Annotated in this window: 16 protein-coding genes; 10 read left to right on the top strand and 6 right to left on the bottom strand. The window is 44.4% G+C overall.

The window, feature by feature from the left end:
• Positions 1-195: 195 nt before the first annotated feature.
• Positions 196-1080: a phospholipase A gene (locus L5M37_RS07915; RefSeq protein ID WP_113939007.1), complete on the bottom strand. Its 885-nt coding sequence runs from the start codon at positions 1078-1080 to the stop codon at positions 196-198.
• A 442-nt stretch (positions 1081-1522) separates the two neighbouring features.
• Here L5M37_RS07915 and cobA point away from each other — a divergent pair, with 442 nt between their 5' ends.
• The 5 genes from cobA to cysC all read left to right on the top strand — a co-directional run bounded on the left by cobA (position 1523) and on the right by cysC (position 7304).
• On the top strand, positions 1523-2368 hold the full coding sequence (gene cobA / locus L5M37_RS07910; protein ID WP_263142643.1) for a uroporphyrinogen-III C-methyltransferase: 846 nt from the start codon (positions 1523-1525) through the stop codon (positions 2366-2368).
• A gap of 91 nt (positions 2369-2459) precedes the next feature.
• The gene (gene cysD, locus L5M37_RS07905) at positions 2460-3368 is read left to right on the top strand and encodes a sulfate adenylyltransferase subunit CysD (protein WP_105251586.1); all 909 of its coding nucleotides are present in this window, start codon (positions 2460-2462) and stop codon (positions 3366-3368) included.
• Between the two features lie 83 nt (positions 3369-3451).
• On the top strand, positions 3452-4894 hold the full coding sequence (gene cysN / locus L5M37_RS07900; protein ID WP_219233805.1) for a sulfate adenylyltransferase subunit CysN: 1443 nt from the start codon (positions 3452-3454) through the stop codon (positions 4892-4894).
• A gap of 3 nt (positions 4895-4897) precedes the next feature.
• Entirely contained in the window at positions 4898-6622 is a 1725-nt protein-coding gene (locus tag L5M37_RS07895) for an SLC13 family permease (RefSeq protein WP_263200024.1), read from the top strand.
• A gap of 64 nt (positions 6623-6686) precedes the next feature.
• Entirely contained in the window at positions 6687-7304 is a 618-nt protein-coding gene (cysC, locus tag L5M37_RS07890; RefSeq protein WP_105251589.1) for an adenylyl-sulfate kinase, read from the top strand.
• Between the two features lie 105 nt (positions 7305-7409).
• Here the strand turns inward: cysC and L5M37_RS07885 are convergent, their stop codons facing one another.
• A complete protein-coding gene (locus tag L5M37_RS07885) occupies positions 7410-8249 on the bottom strand; it encodes a TIGR03899 family protein (protein ID WP_028761753.1) in 840 nt (279 codons plus the stop codon).
• A gap of 144 nt (positions 8250-8393) precedes the next feature.
• Positions 8394-9602: an MFS transporter gene (locus L5M37_RS07880; protein ID WP_263200023.1), complete on the bottom strand. Its 1209-nt coding sequence runs from the start codon at positions 9600-9602 to the stop codon at positions 8394-8396.
• A 476-nt stretch (positions 9603-10078) separates the two neighbouring features.
• Between L5M37_RS07880 and hemG the strand changes: the two genes are divergently transcribed.
• A complete protein-coding gene (gene hemG, locus L5M37_RS07875; RefSeq protein ID WP_263142638.1) occupies positions 10079-10600 on the top strand; it encodes a menaquinone-dependent protoporphyrinogen IX dehydrogenase in 522 nt (173 codons plus the stop codon).
• Between the two features lie 107 nt (positions 10601-10707).
• On the top strand, positions 10708-11235 hold the full coding sequence (locus tag L5M37_RS07870) for a cytochrome b/b6 domain-containing protein (protein ID WP_263200138.1): 528 nt from the start codon (positions 10708-10710) through the stop codon (positions 11233-11235).
• 106 nt (positions 11236-11341) lie between these two features.
• On the opposite strand, the gene L5M37_RS07865 is transcribed toward L5M37_RS07870, so the two are convergent.
• The 3 genes from L5M37_RS07865 to L5M37_RS07855 form a co-directional block, all read right to left on the bottom strand.
• On the bottom strand, positions 11342-12097 hold the full coding sequence (locus L5M37_RS07865) for a DsbA family protein (protein ID WP_105251591.1): 756 nt from the start codon (positions 12095-12097) through the stop codon (positions 11342-11344).
• 312 nt (positions 12098-12409) lie between these two features.
• Entirely contained in the window at positions 12410-13054 is a 645-nt protein-coding gene (locus tag L5M37_RS07860; protein WP_006082872.1) for a DNA-J related domain-containing protein, read from the bottom strand.
• A gap of 333 nt (positions 13055-13387) precedes the next feature.
• Positions 13388-14041: an oxygen-insensitive NAD(P)H-dependent nitroreductase NfsB gene (locus L5M37_RS07855; RefSeq protein WP_028761757.1), complete on the bottom strand. Its 654-nt coding sequence runs from the start codon at positions 14039-14041 to the stop codon at positions 13388-13390.
• 162 nt (positions 14042-14203) lie between these two features.
• Between L5M37_RS07855 and L5M37_RS07850 the strand changes: the two genes are divergently transcribed.
• The 3 genes from L5M37_RS07850 (at position 14204) to L5M37_RS07840 (ending at position 16355) form a co-directional block, all read left to right on the top strand.
• The gene (locus tag L5M37_RS07850; RefSeq protein WP_263200022.1) at positions 14204-14569 is read left to right on the top strand and encodes a VOC family protein; all 366 of its coding nucleotides are present in this window, start codon (positions 14204-14206) and stop codon (positions 14567-14569) included.
• A 77-nt stretch (positions 14570-14646) separates the two neighbouring features.
• Positions 14647-15003 (top strand): DUF6547 family protein, encoded by a 357-nt coding sequence (locus tag L5M37_RS07845; protein WP_014611206.1) that lies wholly within the window; start codon positions 14647-14649, stop codon positions 15001-15003.
• A 614-nt stretch (positions 15004-15617) separates the two neighbouring features.
• Complete coding sequence (locus L5M37_RS07840; protein WP_168822632.1) at positions 15618-16355, top strand: hypothetical protein; 738 nt, start codon at positions 15618-15620, stop codon at positions 16353-16355.
• Positions 16356-16490 lie beyond the last annotated feature (135 nt).

The following is a 16490-nucleotide window of genomic DNA, read 5'->3' as shown; positions in this document are numbered from 1 at the left end:
AAAGGTGTGCGACTATCGGCTTAAATGCCATTCGGATCAATGTAAATCGTCCTGCTCTGCCCTAAACTCAGGTCCATCTGAGCAATTTAGCAGCAGGCTTGGTAGATTAGCAGCAAATTATGGTCGATTTTTGTACTTAGTCACTTTATATACCCAAACAATCTTAAATCGCGGGATCAAGTGGGTATATCTTTCTTAAAGAATATCGTTGAGTGAAATTCCGATACCAATACGTTGATTGTGATAGTTGTAATCGATTAGGCTTTCGCCATAACCATTAAAGTATTGAGTATAAAAGCGTAAGTTGCCGACGATAGGATGACTCCAAGTCAGTTCTGCTGAGCCTCTGTCGATATCTTCTAGATTCGTTTTAACGGTTAAAGTGAATCTATGTTCATCGATACCATAAACGCCAATAAACTCTGCTTTACCTATATAGTCATCAATATTAGGGTTATCGTCGCCGCTGGCTTTATATGGATCTGTTTTTTCATCTTCAGGAATACGCCACCACACTTTGGTGGAGAAGGCGAGTGGGCCTGCATCAAAAATCATAGTGGCATAGAGGCGATTCCAACTGCGGGAAAGTGGCCCTGCTTTACCATTCGATTGATGTACGGCACCAAACCCCCAAAAGGAATTGGTCACACTGCCAATTTTCCAATCGTTATTAAACAGCATAAAGACTTCAGGTTCGTGATTGGTTTCCCTAAAAGGCGACGAAGTGTCTTTGTTATAAACTTGCCAATAGGATTGATTGGTGTAAGCAAAAAATAAATGGCCATTATCACCAAACACATTGTACCAAATAGGAAATTTAAAACTGATTTGGAACTTAGCCTCAAACTCATCTAAAGAATAGGGGTTGAGTATTGCATCTTCGGTGAAAGGTGCCATGTTGGGATCTGGGCTGTAGGTGACTGGTAAAAGGTAATTCACTTTATGTGGCGTAATCACAAAAGGTAGATCCGCCGTGGCAAGTTCATCTTTTACTCTTCCTTTGACTAATGATTCTTCGGCATTTATGTCCGTACAGGCTAATAGCCCTGCCAATGCAATACCTGAGTAAAGTGGTTTCATCTGCCCTCCTTGATGTGTTTATTTATTTGTCAGTCGTACTCAACAAAGATAGTTATTTCCAGCTTAACATTAGAAAGTGAATTTATGGTTATGGAAAAATCCTGTGTCACTTAATGACAAATCTTGTAGTCAGCCATTTTTAGTCCCATAGAGACATGTTTAGGTAGAATTTTTGGCAATAACATAGTGCCAAAATCATGCACTTAGCGGACAGAAATTATTTTGATGCAATTCGCTTAATCTTATTAAGTCATTTTCATTTCAATGGGTTAACTTGGATTTAGGGCATTTTTGATTTTGAAACCTAAGGTTTTCCCCACTTTAAGTGAGTGGTCACTTATTCTTTTATATCTAAATGATATAAAAACTAATAATTATCTATTTATTATGGAATATAAGACGCGCTATATTTCTACAGACTAAAGTGATCTTGGGGATTCTGATGGAAATTTTCTCTTTACCGGGCCAAGCGGCCAAAGGCAAAGTCTGGCTGGTGGGTGCAGGTCCCGGCGACGTTGAGCTATTGACGTTAAAGGCATGGCGCATCCTTAAAACTGCTGATGCAGTGCTATACGACGCTTTAGTCAGCCAAGATATCCTCGATCTTATTCCCAAAGACGCTGAGAAGATTGCCGTAGGTAAACGTGCGGGCAAGCATAGCGCCGCACAGGACGAGATTAATCAGTTACTTGTCACTAAAGCCTACACTCGTAAAAATGTGGTGCGCCTTAAAGGTGGCGATCCTTTTATTTTCGGCCGCGGGGGCGAAGAGTTACAAACTTTAGTCGAAGCTGGGGTTGAGTTTGAAGTCGTTCCCGGCATTACCGCTGCCAGCGGCACGTCAGCCTATGCGGGAATTCCCCTAACCCACAGAGACCATGCCCAAGGCGTCACTTTTATCACTGGCCATTGTCAGTTAGAGAGTCGCCCTATGGATTGGCAAGGTTATGCTAATCCTAACAATACTTTAGTCGTGTATATGGGGATTCTGAACGCAGGCATTATTCGCCAAGGTCTAGTCGATGCGGGCCGAAGCCCTGAAACACCCGTGGCGATAGTGTCAAAGGCGACCACTAAAGAGCAACGTCGTTTTATCGGCCGTTTAGGTGAGCTTGAACAGCTTGCCGCCGATCCAGAATTACAAATGCCAGCTTTGATGATCATAGGTGAAGTCGTCACGCTGAGTGACACCTTGCATTGGTTCAAACCTGAAGCGATTGAATCGACTCCGGTCAGCGATGAACAGACTCAATCGGTTAGAGTCTCGGCCGTCGCGTCGATAAGCTAAGCCGCAAACAGTTAAAGCTATTAAGCAGTTAAACAAATTAAGCTAATCCATGCTGTGGTAACACGGCGAATTTAAGGTAACGGAGAATAGTATGGCCGGGCGTGAACTAAGCCACTTACAACAACTGGAAGCTGAGAGCATCCAGATCATTCGTGAAGTTGCAGCCGAATTCGATAATCCTGTGATGTTGTATTCCATCGGGAAAGATTCTTCCGTTATGTTGCACTTAGCGCGTAAAGCCTTTTATCCGGGCAAGATCCCATTCCCGTTGCTGCATGTCGACACGGGGTGGAAATTCAAAGAGATGATCGCGTTCCGTGATGCGCAGGCAAAGAAATTTGGCTTCGAGTTACTGACGCACATCAACCCAGAAGGTTTGGCGCAGGGAATTAACCCCTTCGACCATGGCAGTGCAAAACACACTGACATAATGAAAACCCAAGGTTTAAAGCAAGCACTTAACCAATACGGTTTTGATGCGGCTTTCGGTGGGGCTCGCCGCGATGAAGAAAAATCTCGCGCCAAAGAGCGCGTGTATTCCTTCCGCGACCGTCACCACAGATGGGACCCTAAAAACCAACGTCCAGAATTATGGCGTACCTATAACGGCGCAGTGAACAAGGGCGAAAGTATTCGCGTGTTCCCACTATCTAACTGGACTGAACTGGATATTTGGCAATATATTTATCAAGAAAACATTGAGTTAGTGCCTTTGTATTTTGCCGCTAAACGTAAAGTGGTTGAGCGCGGTGGTCAGTTAATCATGGCCGATGACGAGCGGATGAAGTTAGCCGAGGGCGAGCAGATTAAAGAAGAAGTGGTGCGTTTTAGAACCTTAGGTTGCTACCCACTCACGGCCGCCATGTATTCTGAGGCCGACAGTCTAGAAAAGATTATTGAAGAAATGCTGTTAACCCGTTCGAGCGAACGTCAGGGCCGATTGATCGATTCAGATCAAAGTGCCTCTATGGAGCAGAAGAAGCGTCAAGGCTACTTCTAATCTCTACAGGGTTAACCCTATTTCGCGAAAGTGGCGCAAGTAAAGCGCGACCTTCAGCCAAGCAGATCAAGAGTGAGAATAAGATGGACAAAGCGGTCAATAAAACCAATCTCATGGCGGCAGAAATTACCCTCCATGGTGTGAAAGAATATCTAGCCCTGCAGCAGCACAAAGGCTTACTGCGCTTTTTAACCTGTGGCAGTGTCGACGATGGTAAAAGTACCTTAATCGGCCGTCTGTTACACGACAGCGCCCAGATCTATGAAGATCAATTAGCGAGCCTCAAGAGCGACAGTGCCAAGATGGGCACCACAGGTGAAGCCATTGACTTAGCCTTGCTGGTGGATGGCCTGCAAGCTGAGCGCGAGCAGGGCATCACTATCGATGTGGCTTATCGTTATTTTTCAAGTGATAAGCGCAAGTTCATCATCGCCGATACGCCAGGGCATGAGCAGTACACTCGCAACATGGCAACGGGTGCATCAACCTGTGATTTAGCAGTGATTTTAGTCGATGCCCGCTACGGCGTGCAGACTCAGACTAAGCGCCATGCGTTTATCGCGTCATTACTCGGTATTCGTCACTTTGTTGTTGCTGTGAATAAGATGGATTTGCTCGGGTTTGACGAGCAAGTATTCAACCGTATTCGTGCCGATTTTACGGATTTTGTTAAAGATTTCGGTAATCTCGATATCCACTTTGTGCCGTTATCGGCGCTTAATGGTGACAACGTGGTTGAGCGCAGCACCCAAAGCCCTTGGTATCAAGGCGGTACTCTGCTTGAACTGCTAGAAACCATTGATACTCAACGTGAACTCAGCTCATTGCCAGTGCGTTTTCCGGTACAATATGTGTCGCGCCCTCACTTAGATTTTCGCGGTTTTGCAGGCACGTTAGCCTCTGGCATCATTAATGTCGGCGACGAGTTAGTCGCTTTGCCATCGGGCAAACGCAGCAAGGTTGAACGTATTGTGACCTTCGATGGCGACATACAAGAAGCGGTTGCTGGCCAAGCTGTGACTATCACGCTGGAAGATGAAATTGATATTTCCCGTGGCGATTTACTGGCAAAACCCGATTCTGCGCCAGCCGTCGCTAACGTGATCAGCGCTGATATAGTGTGGATGGATGAAAAGCCATTACAACTCGGTCAGTTATACGACATCAAAGTGGCCGGTAAGAAGACGCAAGCCTCTGTGACTGCTATCGATTATGTGGTTGACGTTAACACCTTAGCACGCAGTGCGACGGACACGCTTGGGCTAAACGCGATTGCGCGTGTGACCTTAGAACTGACCGAAGACATAGTGTTTGATGCATATTCGTTAGTACGCGATACCGGCGGAATGATCTTAATCGACCGCCTGAGTAATGCGACGGTTGCTGCGGTTATGGTGGTGTCGGGTCAACATGTTAACAAGCAAACAGCGTCACAATTTAGTGCCTTTGAAGTCGAGTTTAATGCCTTAGTGCGTAAACACTTCCCCCATTGGCAAGCGATAGATATCACTAAGCTTGGAGCTTAATTTGTGAGTGACTTGTGGCTATTAGCGATTATTTTGATAGGGCTTGTGGCTGGCTTAATTAGCGGCCGTATCAATCCAGCGGTATTGTTTTTATTTGCATTTTTGCTCTGTTATTTGCTTGGCATGGTTGCGCTCGATACCGCATTAACAAGCTTTACCAATATTGGCTTAGTCACGCTGGTCCTGCTGGTGTTGGCCGCGACAGCGTTAGAAAAAACGTCCCTGCTGGGAAAGTTGAGTCAAGTCATAGGTAATAATTCTTTGCCTATGACAATGGCAAAGCTCGGTTTTTCGACGGCTTTGCTGTCGTCATTTACCAATAACACTGCGGTCGTGGCATCACTGATTGGTGTTGTGCGCCGCAATCAGGCTCACGCGCCGGCTAAGTTATTATTGCCGTTAAATTATGCGGCAATTTTAGGTGGCACACTGACCCTGATTGGTACCTCGACTAACTTGATTGTGAACTCCTTTGTAGAAAACGCCGGCTTACCCGCCTTAGGGTTCTTCGAGTTTACGCCAGTTGCAGTGGTGATCGTTGTCGCAGGCATCTTGTTACTGACCCTACTGGCGAACATTCTGCCCGACAGACGGGAAGAATCAGGTGAAGAAGCGCTGCCATATTTGCTCGAAGCCCATGTGGCGAAAGGTTCGTCCTTGGTCGGTCGCAGTGTGGTGGATAATAAACTTAGGGCGCTGAAAAAGTTATATCTGGTTGAATTAGAACGCAGTGGCATTTGTATTTGCCCTGTGCCGCCCCAGTTAGTGTTGCAAGCGGACGACGTGCTGCGCTTTAGTGGCGCGGTGGAATCGGTTGAGTTATTGCACCAATTCGATGGTTTAGATTGGTTTGGTAAACATCAAGCCAAAGGACAAAATTTAGTTGAAGCCGTACTCGCACCGTCATCCAGTTTAGTGGGCAGTTCGTTGAAAGCATCGCGTTTTCGTGAACAGTTTGATGCGGCTGTGATGGCCATTCGCCGCGGAAATCATCCGCTGAAGGGCGGACTCGGTGACATTATTCTGCAACCCGGTGATGTGTTGTTATTGACGCCAGGTGATGGTTTTAGCAATAGCGCAAAGCTGAGTTCAGAGTTTGCGGCGATTAGCGGCTTAGATTTGAATGTGCGTCTAGACAGTCGTCGTGGTCGTTGGGTATTGCTGGGCTTTGCGGCAACGATCATCCTGAGTGTCACTGGCATATTACCCTTGGCTAAAGGTTTAGTGATATTGCTGCTTAGTTATTTTGCCATAGGCGCAGTCACGCTGGCTGAGCTTAAACGCCGTTTCCCATTGGAATTAGTGGTGATCGTGGGGAGTGCATTAGGGCTTGCCAACTTGATGATGAGTACAGGCCTTGCGAACAGTTTAGCCCAAGGATTACTCTCAGTTATTAACGGTTATGGGGTATTTGGCGCTTTTATCGGCGTGTATTTAATGACCTTATTGCTGACTGAACTGGTGACCAATAACGCAGCGGCGGCGCTGGCGTTCCCTATCGCTTACGCGATTGCGCTTAATTACGGTGTCGATGCAAGGCCCTTTATTATGGCCGTTGTCTTTGGTGCCAGCGCGAGCTTTATTTCACCCTACGGCTATCAGACCAATTTGATGGTATTTAATGCGGGTAATTATCGCTTCAGTGACTTTGTCCGCCTTGGATTGCCGTTATCTGTGCTGTATTCCCTGATAGTGATATTTATGGTGCCGATCATCTTTCCATTTTAGTGATTAGCTTGAGTTTATTGCCCTTATGTTAGCGGTTAGTCAACATGGGGATTGAGGAGTTTTTATGACAAATATCGTGTGGCATCAACATCCTGTAGACCAAGCGGCCAGAGCCGAGCAGAAAGGCCAAAACCCAGTACTACTTTGGTTTACCGGACTTTCTGGCGCGGGCAAGTCAACACTAGCGGGTGCATTAGAGCGGGCGTTATTTGAGGCGGGATTCCACACTTATTTGCTCGATGGTGATAATGTGCGCCATGGCCTGTGTAAAGATTTAGGGTTTACGGTTGAAGACCGTGATGAGAACCTGCGTCGTGTGGGCGAAGTGGCTAAATTGATGGTGGATGCGGGGCTTGTGGTGTTATCAGCCTTTATTTCCCCGACCCGTGAAGAACGTGATGGTATTCGTGCCCGTTTTCCTGCAGGGCAGTTTATTGAAGTGCATGTAGCTACGCCTTTGAGTGTGTGCGAGCAGCGTGATCCTAAGGGGTTGTATGTGAAAGCGCGCAGTGGCGAAATTAGCAATTTCACTGGTATTTCATCACCTTATGAAGCGCCATTAGCCGCCGAATTAACCATAGATACCAGCAAAGGCGATTTAGTGACTCAAGTGCGTGCATTAATCGATTATTTAACGGCGATCAATGTCATTAATGCCGATAAGGCAAAAGCGCTAGCTTAACATTTAGCCCTTATCTTGCTTAAAAGGAGCCTTTAGGCTCCTTTATTATTTCTGGGTTTTATTGCTTATACCATTGATTCATAATTTATTTTTATAGTGCGATAATTATTCTATTTTAAAGTCTTTAGCAAATAAGAGCTGTAGAGCCTTCAAGTATTCTTGATCTGGCTTAGGCTGTACTAGTTGGGCGAGTTCATCGCCAATCGGTGTTAAGCGATAATAACTAAAAAGCAGATTACCGCTCTTGGGCGTAAGCTTCATTTGTATGCCTTGCAGGGCAAATTGAATCGGTGTTTTGTTATTGAGTAAACCGGTTTCGAACTCACTGCTGTGAAGTATTCCTGCATCGACTAAGGTCAGAATACTGGAATAGGGTAGCCCAAACTGGGATAAGCCTAAATTGACTGAGGTGGTTTTACGGAAATACTGGCCAATCCCACCTGACAAGCGGTAGCCACTGATGAGTTTTAGGCGCTGCTCGTTATTCACCTTAGCCGCCATGCCAAGGGCTTTTTCTAGAATTTGTGCTTCCCTGTGAGTCAGTTGCTTGAGCAGCGCTAGGGTACGTAGACTGAAGTTTCCCGGATTCACTATCTCGCTCGACAATATCCGAGCCCACAAATCTTGCATCTTACGGTTATGGATTTGTTCCGCCATCAAGAAAAATTGATGGCTCCAATCGGGATCAAGATCGACCCCAGTGACATCTGAGTGGGTATAACTGAGGGCTAAGGCAAAAATGGTTTCCACATTGGCCTGATATTCGCTCGATAACTTGCGTGCTCTATGTTGAGCTCGCTCGGCTATTGAGGCGTTCGCAGGGCGATATTCTTGCTCACTGGCGAGCCCTAATTGGCGACCAAGTAGCAGGGCTTTCTTGCGAGCGGATACCTCGGATGCTGACTCGCCTTCTTCTGCCAACAGTAAAATATCTGAATCCTTCATCGCGTTATTAATCCTTGAGCCTGCACTGTGGTTGAGGTGTGGGCTTAGTGAACTCTTACATTCGGTTGTAGCTTACTTTAGATGATCATCTCTTTAGTTTGAGCATCTCGTTAAGCCAATTCTTTGGTTCGTTATTATGCCGTTTTATTTAACGACTTTAGCGATTGATTTCGCACTTTTAGTTGGCCAAGACCATAAGGTTTCATTACCCGGTTCAGGATGGCGCGGAACATTCAGCGCTAGCAGTAACGAACATACGGCAAAGCCCGCCCCTATGTAAAATACAAAGGCGGGATCGGTTAACCATAATAAGCCCAAAAGCACAGGAATAATCACTGCGGCTATGTGGTTTATGGTGAAACTGACTGACATAGTGGCGGCAATGTCTTTGCTGTCGGCGATTTTTTGAAAATAGGTTTTCATCGCAATTGCCATCGCAAACAGTAAATGATCGATAACGTAGAGTGCTGCCGCCATATTGGCTTGTTCGACTAGGGCATAGCTGATAAAGACTAAGATGAGTCCGATATATTCCACAGTAAGCGCATTACGCTCACCAATACGTCCAATCAAACGACCAATAGCAGGCGCAAAAAGTAGATTAACGGCATAGTTGATTAAGAACAGCGCAGTGATTTCACTGACGCTATAACCAAACTTTTCAACCATCATAAAGCCCGCAAATACCATAAAGATTTGCCGCCTTGCACCTGAAAAAAAGGTGAGCAGGTAATAGAGCCAATAGCGTTTACGTAGTATGATTTTTTTGTGTTGTATTTCCGTTGTCTCAAACTTGGGGTAATACCATGTTATGGTTAGCACAATGATGAGACCTAATACGCCTATAATCAAATACATATGCAGGTAGTCTAGCTTCAACCAAGTCATTACTAGCCAAATGCTGGCATAACCGACTAAAGCGGCCGCCGAACGCCACGCCAGTGCTTTACCCATAAAACCCGCCGCGTCTTTTTTATCGACCCATTGCAGCGTTAGCGATTGGTTGATGGTTTCAAAATAGTGAAATCCGACAGACATCAACACAGTCGTTAGATATAGGCCTATGACCTGAGGAAAGAAACCTGTTACCGCTACGCCGATACATAAAATGGCGAGCGAGAGCAGGGCGAAGGCTTGTTCTCGAATGAGCAGCAGCACAAAAATCGCCGTAAAAGCCAAGAAGCCGGGGATTTCGCGCAGGCTTTGTAACATGCCGATTTCAGCACCAGTGAATTGGGCTTTCTCAATCACGAAGTTGTTGAGCAATGCCTGCCAAACGGCAAACACGAGTGACATAACAAAGGTCATCCACAGCAAGAGTGCTTTAGGATCTTTTGCTTGAATAGCTTTCATGGATAAGGGACTCAGGCGATAAGTGTTCAAATGCTAATGCTTTTTTCTTAGGTTGGCTATATAAGGTGTGACTTATCCCTTTCAATTTTGTAACAATGTTTAGACGAATTAACTCCCTAGGTTACAAAGACGCTAAAGCGAGAATATACCTAAGGCGTTATTTTTGTGAGGCAGTTAAAACTACCGCATATACTTGGGGTGTTTGGCGCTAAGCCCGTGATCTATTTCATGTAAATTGGCGGGTAAATCACCTAGTATGAAATATCATAATTGTCATTTTACTTTTGCATACCAAGTTAAATTCCACTGGAATGCCAATGACTCTGGGTGTCCATTGCTACTTTTAGCGCATTTAGTCTGAGCGTTGTGATGTCATTTGATATGCCAAACGGGCATAGAGAGTCGAAATTAAGTCGCCTGCACCGTCTTTTCTAGGCCGCTTATTGTTATTTTGCTTGGGATTAATCGAGGCTAAATTGAAAAGAATTCTTATCATTTACTCTAGTGTTCACGGCCAGACCTCAAAGATTGCTAAAAAGCTCGCACAGCAGTTAATGGCTTTAGGTAATGAAGTGGTTACTGCCGATATCAAGGCCGCTCCAGTGCTCACTGAGTTCGACAAAATCATCATAGGCGCCAGTATTCGCCATGGTAAACATAACCCAAGTTTGTACGAGTTTATTGAAAAGCATCAAGCCGTATTGACGGATAAGGTCAGTGGTTTTTTCTCTGTCAGTTTAGTGGCACGTAAACCCGAGAAAAACACCCCAGAGACCAATCCTTACATGCAGGCATTTTTAAGTAAAACCACTTGGCGGCCACAATTGCTGCGCGTTTTTGGGGGTAACTTGAATTACCAAGGCTATAACGCTTTAGATAGAAATATTATCCGTTTCATCATGTGGTTAACGAAAGGACCTACGGACCCTGTTACTAATGTTGAATATACGGATTGGCAGAAAGTGACTGAGTTTGGTGAGCAGATCCACAGCGCTTAAGCTTGATATCAAATTTCGGTGCTTCATTTAGCCCTATTCTATTCGCGCCCTGAAAGCGGTATGCATGCCTTAGTCACAAGGGCAAAGGAGCATTAAATATGATCAGTATGATGACTAAACTTCGCTCCTTATCCCGAGTCATTATGGCGCAACTGCATGTGTGGATTGTCGTGTCGACTATTTTACTCGTGTGTTCCAGTCCGTGGATTTTTATGGGCCGACGGATACCCGATAACGCCAGTTTTTGGGATTATTTGCATGTATATTTAGGTTTAGCGTGCACTGTGCTTGGGATTCTTTTTTTACTCAGCAATACCTTGCGTGGCAAGTGGCACCAATACTTTGGCTGGTTGGCGGGCGATTGGGCACAGTTAAAGCAAGATATTGTTGGACTTGCTAAAAACAAATTCCCCGTCGCTGGTGGCAAAGGGCTGTTTAGTGCCATAGAAGGTATCGGCATGCTGTTGCTAGTGGCTACAGGGGTTACGGGCCTCGTTTGGTTTATCGTTCAAGGGACGCCAACGGCACTGACATGGCGTGGTTATCATCAAGTCTTTGCGCAGGCTTTTATTGGTTTCTTGATCCTACATCTCGTCTTGGCAGCGAGCCATATTCTTGATTTTATTCGGCAATAAACTGCAGAACCCATATTGAGCGCTTATATCGATAGCTTGGATTGAACACGCATAAAAATGGCCTCCTAATTTGGAGGCCATTTTTTATTTCAACGATTGTTTTAAATTAGCTAAGACGTTGCTGACGGGTCACACCAATTGCGGCGGCGAAGACTAGAAATAACCAGCCTAGACTGCCACCCGATGAGGTTTTAGCGGGGGCGGCATCTTTCTCAACAGCAAGGTAGTTAATTAACCCAATTAACTCATCTAAGGTTTTGATGCTGTTTAAATTTACCGCATATTTATCGTTCACGATAAAGGCGGGTACGCTGTCGATTTTGAATTCATTCTGCTGGGTGCGCCACAGGGAAAGCTTTTCATTAGTGCTTTTGCTATCGGCTAATTCATCGTATTTAGCAGCATCGACACCAAATTGGGCGAAGACTTTTTTGATGTCATCACGGCTGTTAATTTGCGGCTCATGCTGATGGCCAGGTGCACTGTGATCGTGGCCGTTTGCGCCCTCAGCACCTTGGATTGCGGTAAACATGGCATGGGTTAAGGCGTCTTTGTTATCAACGCTTTGGATCACGGCTAATGAACGCATCACTTCGGTGCCAATGTCGCTATTCATAAAGTCGACATGCTTATTGTCGAAACTTATCTGTTTGTTGAGGTTCGCCTTGATATCAGGCAAATAGTTGGTTTCCATATTGAAGCAGTTATGGCAATAAAATGAATAGAATTCAGTGAGTTTTGGTTCGCTGCTAGGCGCTTTGGTCGAGATTTGAGTGTAATGTGTGCCTTCAACAAAATTGGCGGCAAAGGTGCTCAATGGTGCAATCGCTAAGGTTACAGCCAAGGCTAATTGTTTAATCATAGTTTCCTCAAATTCGGTGGGATTGAATTCACAATGTCAGTCGTTGTTATCGTTGGTATTCAACGGTCAACATAAGAGATAGAGTGAGCTTCAACCTAGGATTTAAGCTAGCCAAAATGGCAGCGTTGACACATAGGTTCAGGTTAAATGGAAAGGCTTAATTATGACTGAATTGGCATGAAGCTAGTAGGCTAAATCTGTGATCTAAATGGAAGTTTTACCTTAGATTTGGCAGGACTGTAGGCAGGATCGCATTGCTAAGTCGGTGCATGTTGATTAAAGCCCTGTTCTGCATCACCACTGGCTAAATTCTTACGCAATATCCCTAAGCGACTGCCAAGCTTCGCACACCTCGCGAAAACGCGCCGCATCGCCATCGGGTCTGTCTGGGTGCCATTTGAGCGCTAAACGACGCCATTGCTTGCGGATATCACGGGCGGTAGCACTCTCGTCTAATTCGAAAACTCGCAGCGCGTTACCTTTGTTCATCAGATTGATATTTAAGCCAATATAGCTCTTATAATTGCTCCAGAATGCCTCAAGTAATTCTCGTACTACGTTTTCGCTGGTGTCGTAGTTATTCCAATCAAGGTAATACTCACGCAGGGAAGTATCTTGCATTATCAGCAGGTTAACGTTTGATGGTACTAAGCGGAAGATTTGAATTTCCATGGCTTTGACTTGTAGCCATTGCTTGGGCAGTAATATTTCCTGTAGCTCAAACAGGGCGTTCATCAGCAGGAAGTTACGTTTGAATAAATCGTTACCCGGATTTTCATCAAGCTGGTGGATCAGCCCTTGGGTTTGTAATTCAGTGGCTAAGTGATGGATTTTCCAACTTTGATTTGAGGCTTGTAAAACCGTAAGCAACGGCCAAATCAGTGGGTTATCGCCCTTAGTGTTTGCAACTCGAATCGATTGAGGTTCTTCAGTGAGTGAGGGTTTGGCAAATAACATACTGACTGTCCCATCCTAAATTGTGAGTGTTACCAATGCGCTGATAAAACCGCTGTGCTGCAACAAAGATGACTCGAAAGGCGACGATAAATGATCATTCACTAAGTTGAGCCGCAAACTATGCCACAGAGCCAAAGTGTAGGCAAAGATGAATTTTAGAGCAATACCGTGATGGTTTACTCCTACTTTAGATGGTTTCTCGGCGTAAATAAGCCGTTAACAGCAGTGAGGTTTTAGGGGAAGGCAGTTAAGAGAGGGCTAGCTTTAGACATGATGCCCTTGTTTATATCACATAAAATCAAGGGCATGCTTATTTTTACATAGAGTGAAGGACTAGATTTCGGTGAAGATCACTTCTTGATCTAAGCGAGACTTAGGCAATTTAGCGTTGAAATCATTTTCTGAGTGATAACCCAAGGCGACAACCACGCAGGCACATAGACCTTGCTCTCTTAAGCCTAGGACTTGATTCATTTTAGTGGCATCAAAACCTTCGATCGGACACGCATCAATATCTAATACACTTGCACCGAGCATTAAAGTGCCAAGCGCTAAGTAGACTTGTTTTTCCATCCAATGCTGGGCATCTTTCAGCTCAAATTTATGCATATTCGCGAAGAAAGAACGGCCATTATGTTGGCCTTGCTTGGCTTCTTCATTAGCAAAGCGGCCATCCTTCGCTTCTTGCTCGAGCACTTGCAGTAAGTGTGCTTCATCTAGTTGAGCACGAGCACAGAGTACGAGTACATGGGAAGCATCGAGAATTTTTTGGGTATTAAACGCATAGTTTTCGGTCGCTTGGGCAACTAACGCTTTACCTTCCGCCGTACTCGCTAACACAAAATGCCAAGGCTGTGAGTTAGTCGATGATGGGCTGTACTGCAATAAGGTTTTGATTTCTGCTATTTTATCCGCAGGAATCGTCTTAGTTGGATCAAAGGCCTTAGTGGTGTAGCGCTTTTTGGCGAAGAAACTTAAATCACTCATGTAACGGCTCCAAATCATTAAGGAATACAAATTCAATGGCAGCATTTTAAGCAGGTTTAAGTAAAAAACAATGTGATCAAGGCAGGTATTAGTTTCAAAAAAAATTTGAAACTGGGTGCTTATGCGCACTAGACAAAGCTTATGTGTGATGGAGTAGATGGCATGAAGTTTCAGACAATCCCAATTATGCGGATCTTTGATGAAGTTAAAGCCAAAGAGTTTTACCTTGGCTTTCTGGGGATGGAATTAGATTGGGAACATCGCTTTGAGGATGGCTACCCGATTTATATACAAGTTTCACTTGGTAATTTTGTTTTGCACTTGAGCGAACATTCAGGCGACTGTACTCCTGGCTGTAAGGTTTTTGTGAATGTGAGTGAACTTGATCAATTATTTGCTCATGTGACTTCTAAGCCATATAAATACAACAAACCTAGTATTGAAGATGCGCCTTGGGGCGATCGTTGCTTTACTGTAATAGATCCGTTTTCAAACAGGATTTTGTTTAATGAAGCAGCAGACACATAACAGAGTGAGGCATTCGAGACCCGCGGCATTTACAAGTTTACGCGCATGGGCACTGCGTTATGCTCTCAGGAGAAAAAATGAGTTCAGTTGAATTGTGGAAAAGCTTTGTTGACGAGTTTGCTCAGTTACATGATGGAGTATTTGAAAAATGGGTCTTGCAAGAAGGGAGCTATCCAAACAGGCAGGAAAATTCAGAAATAAATGAGTTCTTAAAGTCACTAACTGTCCAGCAAAGAGAGATTCTCGTCAAGATGCTTATTAATGCTAGACGTGGTGGTATTCATGATGCCTTAGTACGACTTAATGACAGAATGGACTGCGAAAATGGTCAGTATTACGAAAACGGCATTGAGATGGAATTTCAGCCCTTTGGTTCCACCCTTTACTATGACTATGTTTGTCGCCGAGAAGGGGATAATTGGGAGCAAGAATAGGTATTATCGAAATATCTCGCTTCCAGTGTTCACCCTGCATATAGCCTAGCACACAGCTTAATGATTTCAGTTACTTAACAAAGCAATCGCTGGTTGAAGGCAAACCAAAAGTGCATTATGTTGTTGGTTTAAAATGGTTGGCTTGATTTATTATTCGCTAACGCGGATCCGCTTATACCCAACGTTATGTGTAAGGGAATCTTAATGCTCGAAAGACCCAAAGTAATAAACCTCACAGAAGCCAGAACGATTCGCAAAGTCCATTGCGGAGAGTGTAACTGGGAGCAGGAAATAGCTGCTATCACTGAAGCTGAGATAAAATGTTGCCCTTGGTGCGGCTGGAGCGATCTGGAAATAAGTACTTTAAAAGCAGAAGGTGGCTTCCAAGAAATAGAATGTCAAAAGCACGGTAGAGTTACGGTTCTACTACCTAGCTGCAATATTGATCCACTAGACTTCATGAACAACTTATTTTGTCCATTCTGTGAGTAACACATAACAATGCAAACCAGCCTGATGGCTTTTTCGTTCCTTGTTTTGCTACGCTACCGCAAAACAATCCACTACAAAGCAGCTGTTTGCAGCTTATGCGTTAAGAGAGATCGGATATATAAATGGAAAAAGCATTAATAGATATTAGGTATTACGCTAGCGACTCCCTATATGAGACAGGTAAGAGTCTACCTTCGAGTTGTTCTAGATTTTTCAAATTTCCTAAGCTGCTTCATTACTGGGGTGCTCGTATAGCCACAATACTTGGTGAAAATGGATTATCCCTCGGAGAATTCGATCACCTATATGTAAACTACACAAATGCTATTCCAGAAGGCACGATGGTTTTTTCCGATAGAACACCAGAAAAGTGGCTTAGGTATATAGACTGTGGTGTAAATTTTGAGAAATTAAAATCATTAAATGAGTCCGAACTTGAACAATTTGTAATTCGCAGTACCTTTGAGTGTCTTGAGCACCTTTGTAAGTTGAGCATAGAAAAAACCGAAAAAATCAAGCTTGCTTCAAACGAGGTGGAAAGATTTGGTTCTGCGGTCGAGCTTCCGGTTAAGGCAAAACATACTAAGTCATATTCGGTTCTGGTTTCATATAAATTGCGCCCAAATGGCGAAGCATCTCATGGGCTTGTAAAATACATTAACCACAAAACAGGTGCTACTTTCACTAAAAGGTTTGTTGATCTTAAGGGACCATCGGATATATTTCCTCTGGTCGGTACAATTTCAGTAAAAGATGGAAAAGTCCTGATCAAGCCGAGGGCATCATTTAAAGCTAGCCTTTACACAAATTCATATCAGATTCCAATGGAGATTGATTTAAGTGAAGCGGCAAGCGCATAACAAGGCGCTCTGGGACAAACCTACGCTGCGCTTTGTCCAGAGCGCGGTGTTAATCCATAGCAATTTTAATTCGAAAATCATAGATTAGAGCAAGAATTCTAACCTATTTATGTCTACTAGCTTTTTACGTATATA

The sequence above is a fragment of the Shewanella sp. SM69 genome (assembly GCF_025653985.1).
Taxonomy (GTDB): domain Bacteria; phylum Pseudomonadota; class Gammaproteobacteria; order Enterobacterales; family Shewanellaceae; genus Shewanella; species Shewanella oncorhynchi.
Note: the sequence above shows the minus strand (reverse complement) of the source record. Positions and strands in the feature narration are given on the sequence as shown.